This window comes from Bradyrhizobium elkanii WSM2783 (genome assembly GCF_000472865.1).
GTDB classification, from domain to species: Bacteria; Pseudomonadota; Alphaproteobacteria; order Rhizobiales; family Xanthobacteraceae; genus Bradyrhizobium; species Bradyrhizobium elkanii_A.
In genome coordinates, this window is record NZ_AXAP01000177.1 from 1 (window position 1) to 5,768 (window position 5,768).

Below are 5,768 nucleotides of genomic sequence, written 5' to 3' on the forward strand. Positions count from 1 at the left end.
GCCGGCAAGGCACAGTACCAGGCCCGCTCGATCTGCGAATGCATCCATGCCCGCTGGCGCAACTGGGACCTCAGGCAATTGACGGTGCGCGGCATCGAAAAGGTCCGAGCCGTCGTGCTCTGGTACGCCCTCACCAACAACATCCTGCAGGGACATCGCCTCGCCAACCCATAGCTGCGCCAAACCATAGCGGCGCGCAAATCCCGCCCCGCTCCACCGTCGAGGTCTTCAACATCCGCTACTTCGGATGCCGTCTACCCGAAAACCGAATTGGTTCTCAGGCTCTACGATTTGGCGTCTTCTTGGCTTTCTTTGCCGAGGCCGTCTTCGCCGCCTTCCTTGCTTTCGGCCGCTTGCGCAATGCGGCGCGCTGGGCGGCGGCGAGCGCGGCCCTTGCCCATTGCGCCAGCTCTTCCGAATCGTCGAACAGCCGCGCCGGCAACTGCCAGTAGGAGTTCACCGTGACGTTCCGGGTGCTCGTTTGATATTGGAACGGCTTCGAGCCTTCCGCTTCAAACCGCGGAATGGTCTCTTCGTCGGCGCGGAAATAGAGCCCAGCACGCAGCGATAACGCGAAGTTGGTGCCGTCGGCAGAGATGCCGTAGCCGGAGAACATGCGGCGGATGGTGACCGGGCCGAAATCGGCAAACAGGTCGATCAGGAATTCGCGGTCCATCATGGCCCCAGCCCCGCTCTCACCCCTCATGGTGAGGAGGCGCGCAGCGCTGTCTCGAACCATGAGGCCCCGATCTCATCCTTCGAGACGGCCGCTGCGCGGCCTCCTCGGATGAGGTCCCGTGTGCTTGGCGAGCGGTTTACACCTTCGCCGGTGTCAGCTGAACCGACTCGCCGCAGCCGCAGGCGGAAATCTGGTTCGGGTTGTTGAAGATGAACTGCGCCTGCATCTTATCGGCCTTGTAGTCCATCTCGGTGCCGAGCAGGAACAGGACTGCCTTGGGATCGACCAGGATCTTCACGCCCTTGTCCTCGACCACCTCATCGGTCGGCCGGATCTCGTGGGCGTATTCGACCGTATAGGACTGTCCCGCGCAGCCGCCATTCTTGATGCCGACGCGAAGGCCGACGATCTCGGAATCGGCCCGCTTGGTCAGTTCCGTGATCCGCGCTGCCGCGGCGTCCGTCAGCTTCATGACCTGCGGGCGGGGCCGCGGCTTCGGCTTGGCAACTGGTGCGATGGTGGTCATTGCAGCGGCTCTCTCTCCCTACGATGCAGAGCGGCAAAGTCTGTTATCTCAAAAATAACAACGAAATTCCGGCTGTGAAGGTCTCATGTTCGCAATTGGCTAGAACTTCTCCGAACGACACACACCTAGTAGATCGCCCATACTCCCGGTGTGACCAGTTCCAGCAAATGATTGTCCAGATCGCGGAAATAGATGCTCTTGCCGCCGCGCGGCCAATCGGTCCTGCCTTCGATCGCTACATCCTGCTCGCGAAGCCGCTTTTCCCAGGCCGGCAATTCATCTGCGGCGATGGCAAAGGCCGCATGGATCGGGCCGCTGCCGTCGTGCGGCGGAATGGTGCCGCCGGGCAGATGGACCGTCTCGAGCGTAGCGCCGCGACGAAACAGCAGCAGCACATTCCGGCCTCCTATGTCGAAGGCCATAAACCGCGAGTCGCTCGTCAGAGGCTCAAGACCGAGCACATCGGTGTAGAACGCGCGGGCGCGGTCGAGGTCATCGACATAGAGTGCAGTCTCGATGACACCGTATAGCTTCGGCAACGAACCTCACCACATGTTGAGCACGAGGCGGGCCTCGTCGCTCATCCGATCCGGCGTCCACGCCGGCTCCCAGACCAGGTTGACATTGACGACGCCTACGCCGGGAACGCTGGCCAGCGCGTTCTCCACCATGGTGGGCAATTCACCGGCCGCCGGGCAGTTCGGCGTGGTCAGCGTCATCTCGACGTCGACGCTGCGGTCGTCCTTGAGATCGACCTTGTAGATCAGTCCGAGCTCGTAGATGTCGGCCGGGATTTCCGGGTCGAACACCGTCTTCAGCGCGGCCACGATCTCCTGGCTGAGACGCTCGGTCTCTTCCGGCGGCAAGGCGGAGCTTGTCTCCACATGGGCGGTTTTGACGTCGTCGGCAGTCTCGGTCATGCGAACAATTCCCCGGCCTTGATCAAGGCTTGCGCCAGATGGTCGACCTCTTCCCTCGTATTATACATGCCGAACGAGGCCCGGCACGTGGCTGTGACATTGAACCGCTCTAAGAGCGGCATCACGCAATGGGTGCCGGCCCGCACCGCAATCCCCTGGCGGTCGATTACGGTCGCGACATCGTGGGGATGGGCGCCCTTCATCTCGAAAGAGATCACCGGCCCCTTCTCCCGGGCGGTGCCGATCAGCCGCAGCGAATTGATCTCGCGCAGGCGCTCCTGGGCGTAGGTGAGCAGGCTGTGCTCATGGGCAGCGATGCGCTGCTTGCCGATCGAATTGACGTAGTCGATCGCAGCGCCCAGCCCGATCGCCTGGACGATCGGCGGGGTTCCGGCCTCGAATTTGTGCGGCGGGTCGCCATAGGTGACCCAGTCCTTTGCGACCTCGCGGATCATCTCGCCGCCGCCGTTATACGGCCGCATCGCGACCAGGTGCTCATGCTTGGCATAGAGCACGCCAATGCCGGTCGGGCCGTAAACCTTATGGCCGGTGAAGGCGTAGAAATCGCAGTCGAGATCCTGCACGTCGACTGGCAGATGCACGGCGCCCTGCGCGCCGTCGACCAGCACCGGAATGCCGCGATCGTGCGCGATCCTGACGACCTCCTTGACCGGAACCAGCGTGCCGAGCGCATTCGACATCTGCGTGATCGCGACCAGCTTGGTGCGCGGCGAGAGCAGCTTCTCGAACTCTTCGATCAGGAAATTGCCGTCGTCGTCGACCGGCGCCCATTTGATGACGGCGCCATGTCGCTCGCGCAGGAAATGCCAGGGCACGATGTTGGAATGGTGCTCCATGATCGAGAGCACGATCTCATCGCCCTGCCCGATATTGGGCTCGCCCCATGACGAGGCGACCAGGTTGATCGCCTCTGTGACGTTACGGGTGAAGATGATTTCTTCGCTGCGCCGCGCGTTGACGAACTGCGCAACCTTGCTGCGCGCGCCTTCGTAAGCCTCGGTCGCGGCATTGGCGAGGTAATGCAGGCCGCGATGCACATTGGCGTATTCGGTCTTGTAGGCCTCGGCCATGCGGTCGAGCACCGCGTTCGGTTTCTGCGCGGAGGCCGCGTTGTCGAGATAAACCAGCGGCTTGCCGTAGATCTGCAGCGCCAGCGCCGGAAAATCCTCGCGTACCCGCGCGACATCATAGGCGCCGTTGGCGACCGCCGGATGCGTGCTCATGCGCGTGCCTCCAGCCAGCGCTGTGCCGCCGCGATCACATGCTCTCGCAGCGAGTCGTTCGCGATCGATTCGATGGCCTCGCCGACGAAGGCCTGGATCAGGAGCGCCTGCGCTTCCTTCTCGGGAAGGCCGCGCGCACGCAGATAGAACAACAGGCTTTCGTCCAGCGCACCGGTGGTCGCGCCATGGCCGCAGGTGACGTCGTCGGCAAAAATCTCGAGCTCAGGCTTGTTGTCGGCCTCGGCCTCATCGGAGAGCAGGAGCGCCCGCGTCATCATCTTGGCATCGGTCTTCTGCGCGTCCGGACGGACGACGATGCGGCCCTGGAACACCGAATGGGCGCGGTCGTCGATCACGGCGCGGAACACTTCGCGACTGGCGCAGTGCGGCACCGCGTGATCCATGAACAGCGTGGTGTCGGCATGCTGCCGGCCCTTGATCAGGTTGACACCGTTGGTGTCGACCCGCGCGCCCTCGCCTGCAAAGATGATGGTCGGCTGATAGCGGCTGACGCTCGCGCCCGACACCATGCCAAAGGTGTTGAGCTGCGCATGCGCGCCGAGCGTCACCGCGGCGGAAGCAATGTTGAAGGCTTCCAACCCGTCCTCAACCAGACGGAGATGATCGAGCCGCGCATTGTCGCCGAGCGAAACGATCAGGGAGTCGTAGGTCTGATACGCCTTTGCACCTTCGGTGGCGACAAAGCTTTCCACCAGCGTCGCGCTCGCGTCGCGGCCCAGGCGGAGCAGCGAACGGGTGTACATCGCAGCCGGCGTGCCCGTGCTCGCGACATGGACCACGTGCAGCGGTTGCTCCAGCACGGTGCCGTTGGCAATTTCGATCACGACGCCGTCGGTCGCCATCGCCGTGTTCAGCGCGATCATGGGATTGGAGTTATCGGAGGCCAGCAACTCGCCGTCCCCCGCCTCCAGCACCTCACGCAGCGTGCGGACGGAAAGGCCCTTTTCGCCCTTGCCGAGATCAGAAAGCTTTGCCGCGAATACGCCGTCGACCAGCACCAGCCGCCGCGTGCCTTCGATCGCATGCAGCTTGAGCGCGGCTTCCGCGCGCGACAGCGCCGCCGTATCGGGTGCAGCCGCCAGCGGCAGCACTTCGCGCATCAGGACGCGCAGGTCGGTATATTTCCAGTCCTCAATCCGGCGATGCGGGAGGCCCGCGCGCTCAAAGGCTTCAAAGGCCTGCTGCCTTTGCTCGGCGACCTTGCCCGAGCCAGGCAACCGCTCACGCGCGAGCGCAAAGCTGGTGCTCACTGCGCGCCCGGTATCGGTTTTTGCCAACACGACGTTCATCACGAATTCCGTTCAGGCTTAGGCGTCTTCGAACTGCGCATAGCCGGATTCTTCCAGCTGCAGCGCCAGTTCCTTGCCGCCAGTCTTCACCACCGAGCCCTTGGCCATCACGTGCACGTAGTCCGGCACGATGTAGTTGAGCAGCCGCTGGTAGTGGGTGATCACAACCATGGCGCGCTCGGGCGAGCGCAGCGCGTTGACACCGTCGGCCGCGATCCTCAGCGCGTCGATGTCGAGACCCGAGTCCATTTCATCGAGGATGCAGAGGCTCGGCTCGAACAGCGCCATCTGCAGGATCTCGTTGCGCTTCTTTTCGCCGCCGGAAAAGCCGACATTGACGCCGCGCTTGAGCATGTCCTGCGGAATGTTGAGCGACTTGGAGACTTCGCGGACTTTCTTCAGGAAGTCCGGTGTCGAATATTCGCTCTCGCCGCGCGCCTTGCGCTGCGCATTCAGCGCGGTGCGCAGGAAGTTCATGGTGGCGACGCCGGGGATTTCGACCGGGTACTGGAACGCCAGGAACACGCCCTTGGCGGCGCGCTCGTCCGGCGCCATCTCCAAGAGGTCTTCGCCGCGGAACAGGATTTGTCCGCCGGTGACCTCATAGCCGGGCTTGCCGGCGATGACGTGCGAGAGCGTCGATTTGCCGGAGCCGTTCGGCCCCATGATCGCGTGGACCTCGCCGGGATTAACAGTCAGCGACAGCCCGTGGAGGATTTCGCGATCCTCGACACGGACCTGCAGATCTTTCACTTCAAGCAATGCCATTACAGTTTTCCTAGATGTCATCCCGAGGCGCCAGTACGGCAGGCCCGCCAGGGATGAGGATTATCCAACCGAACCTTCGAGCGAGATCGAGATCAGCTTCTGCGCCTCGACCGCGAACTCCATCGGGAGCTGCTGCAGCACGTCCTTGACGAAGCCGTTGACGACGAGGCCGACCGCTTCCTCCTGGCTCAGNCCGCGCTGCACGCAGTAGAACAGGACATCCTCTGAGATCTTCGAGGTCGTCGCCTCGTGCTCGAACGTCGCCGACGAGTTCTTCGCCTCGACGTAAGGCACGGTGTGCGCGCCGCATTTGTCGCCGAT

General features: G+C 63.1%; 8 protein-coding genes and 1 pseudogene. 1 reads left to right on the top strand and 8 read right to left on the bottom strand.

Annotated features, from left to right (window positions below):
- Positions 1-174: pseudogene (locus tag YY7_RS61635) on the top strand (IS5/IS1182 family transposase); the annotation flags it as partial.
- A 103-nt stretch (positions 175-277) separates the two neighbouring features.
- Here the strand turns inward: YY7_RS61635 and YY7_RS56105 are convergent.
- The 8 genes from YY7_RS56105 to YY7_RS0149275 form a co-directional block, all read right to left on the bottom strand.
- Positions 278-676, bottom strand: coding sequence for a TfoX/Sxy family protein (locus YY7_RS56105; RefSeq protein ID WP_035693218.1), 399 nt, complete (start codon positions 674-676; stop codon positions 278-280).
- Between the two features lie 139 nt (positions 677-815).
- A complete protein-coding gene (locus YY7_RS0149245; RefSeq protein WP_028169352.1) occupies positions 816-1,205 on the bottom strand; it encodes a HesB/IscA family protein in 390 nt (129 codons plus the stop codon).
- 125 nt (positions 1,206-1,330) lie between these two features.
- On the bottom strand, positions 1,331-1,744 hold the full coding sequence (locus YY7_RS0149250; protein WP_028169353.1) for a VOC family protein: 414 nt from the start codon (positions 1,742-1,744) through the stop codon (positions 1,331-1,333).
- A 6-nt stretch (positions 1,745-1,750) separates the two neighbouring features.
- A complete protein-coding gene (locus YY7_RS0149255) occupies positions 1,751-2,125 on the bottom strand; it encodes an SUF system Fe-S cluster assembly protein (RefSeq protein WP_028169354.1) in 375 nt (124 codons plus the stop codon).
- Complete coding sequence (locus tag YY7_RS0149260) at positions 2,122-3,369, bottom strand: cysteine desulfurase (RefSeq protein WP_028169355.1); 1,248 nt, start codon at positions 3,367-3,369, stop codon at positions 2,122-2,124. Before YY7_RS0149260 ends, YY7_RS0149255 begins: the two co-directional genes overlap by 4 nt.
- A complete protein-coding gene (gene sufD / locus YY7_RS0149265) occupies positions 3,366-4,679 on the bottom strand; it encodes a Fe-S cluster assembly protein SufD (RefSeq protein ID WP_028169356.1) in 1,314 nt (437 codons plus the stop codon). The genes YY7_RS0149260 and sufD overlap by 4 nt, the downstream gene beginning before the upstream one ends.
- A gap of 18 nt (positions 4,680-4,697) precedes the next feature.
- Positions 4,698-5,447: a Fe-S cluster assembly ATPase SufC gene (sufC, locus tag YY7_RS0149270; protein WP_028169357.1), complete on the bottom strand. Its 750-nt coding sequence runs from the start codon at positions 5,445-5,447 to the stop codon at positions 4,698-4,700.
- 60 nt (positions 5,448-5,507) lie between these two features.
- The coding region (locus YY7_RS0149275) for a SufD family Fe-S cluster assembly protein (RefSeq protein ID WP_028169358.1) at positions 5,508-5,768 on the bottom strand (261 nt) is incomplete at its 5' end.

Excerpts from the sequence above, each read along its gene's own strand:
- YY7_RS56105 (WP_035693218.1), bottom strand. The coding sequence starts at position 676 with ATGGACCGCGAATTCCTGATCGACCTGTTTGCCGATTTCGGCCCGGTC.
- YY7_RS0149245 (WP_028169352.1), bottom strand. The coding sequence starts at position 1,205 with ATGACCACCATCGCACCAGTTGCCAAGCCGAAGCCGCGGCCCCGCCCG.
- YY7_RS0149255 (WP_028169354.1), bottom strand. The coding sequence starts at position 2,125 with ATGACCGAGACTGCCGACGACGTCAAAACCGCCCATGTGGAGACAAGC.
- YY7_RS0149260 (WP_028169355.1), bottom strand. The coding sequence starts at position 3,369 with ATGAGCACGCATCCGGCGGTCGCCAACGGCGCCTATGATGTCGCGCGG.
- sufD (WP_028169356.1), bottom strand. The coding sequence starts at position 4,679 with ATGAACGTCGTGTTGGCAAAAACCGATACCGGGCGCGCAGTGAGCACC.
- sufC (WP_028169357.1), bottom strand. The coding sequence starts at position 5,447 with ATGGCATTGCTTGAAGTGAAAGATCTGCAGGTCCGTGTCGAGGATCGC.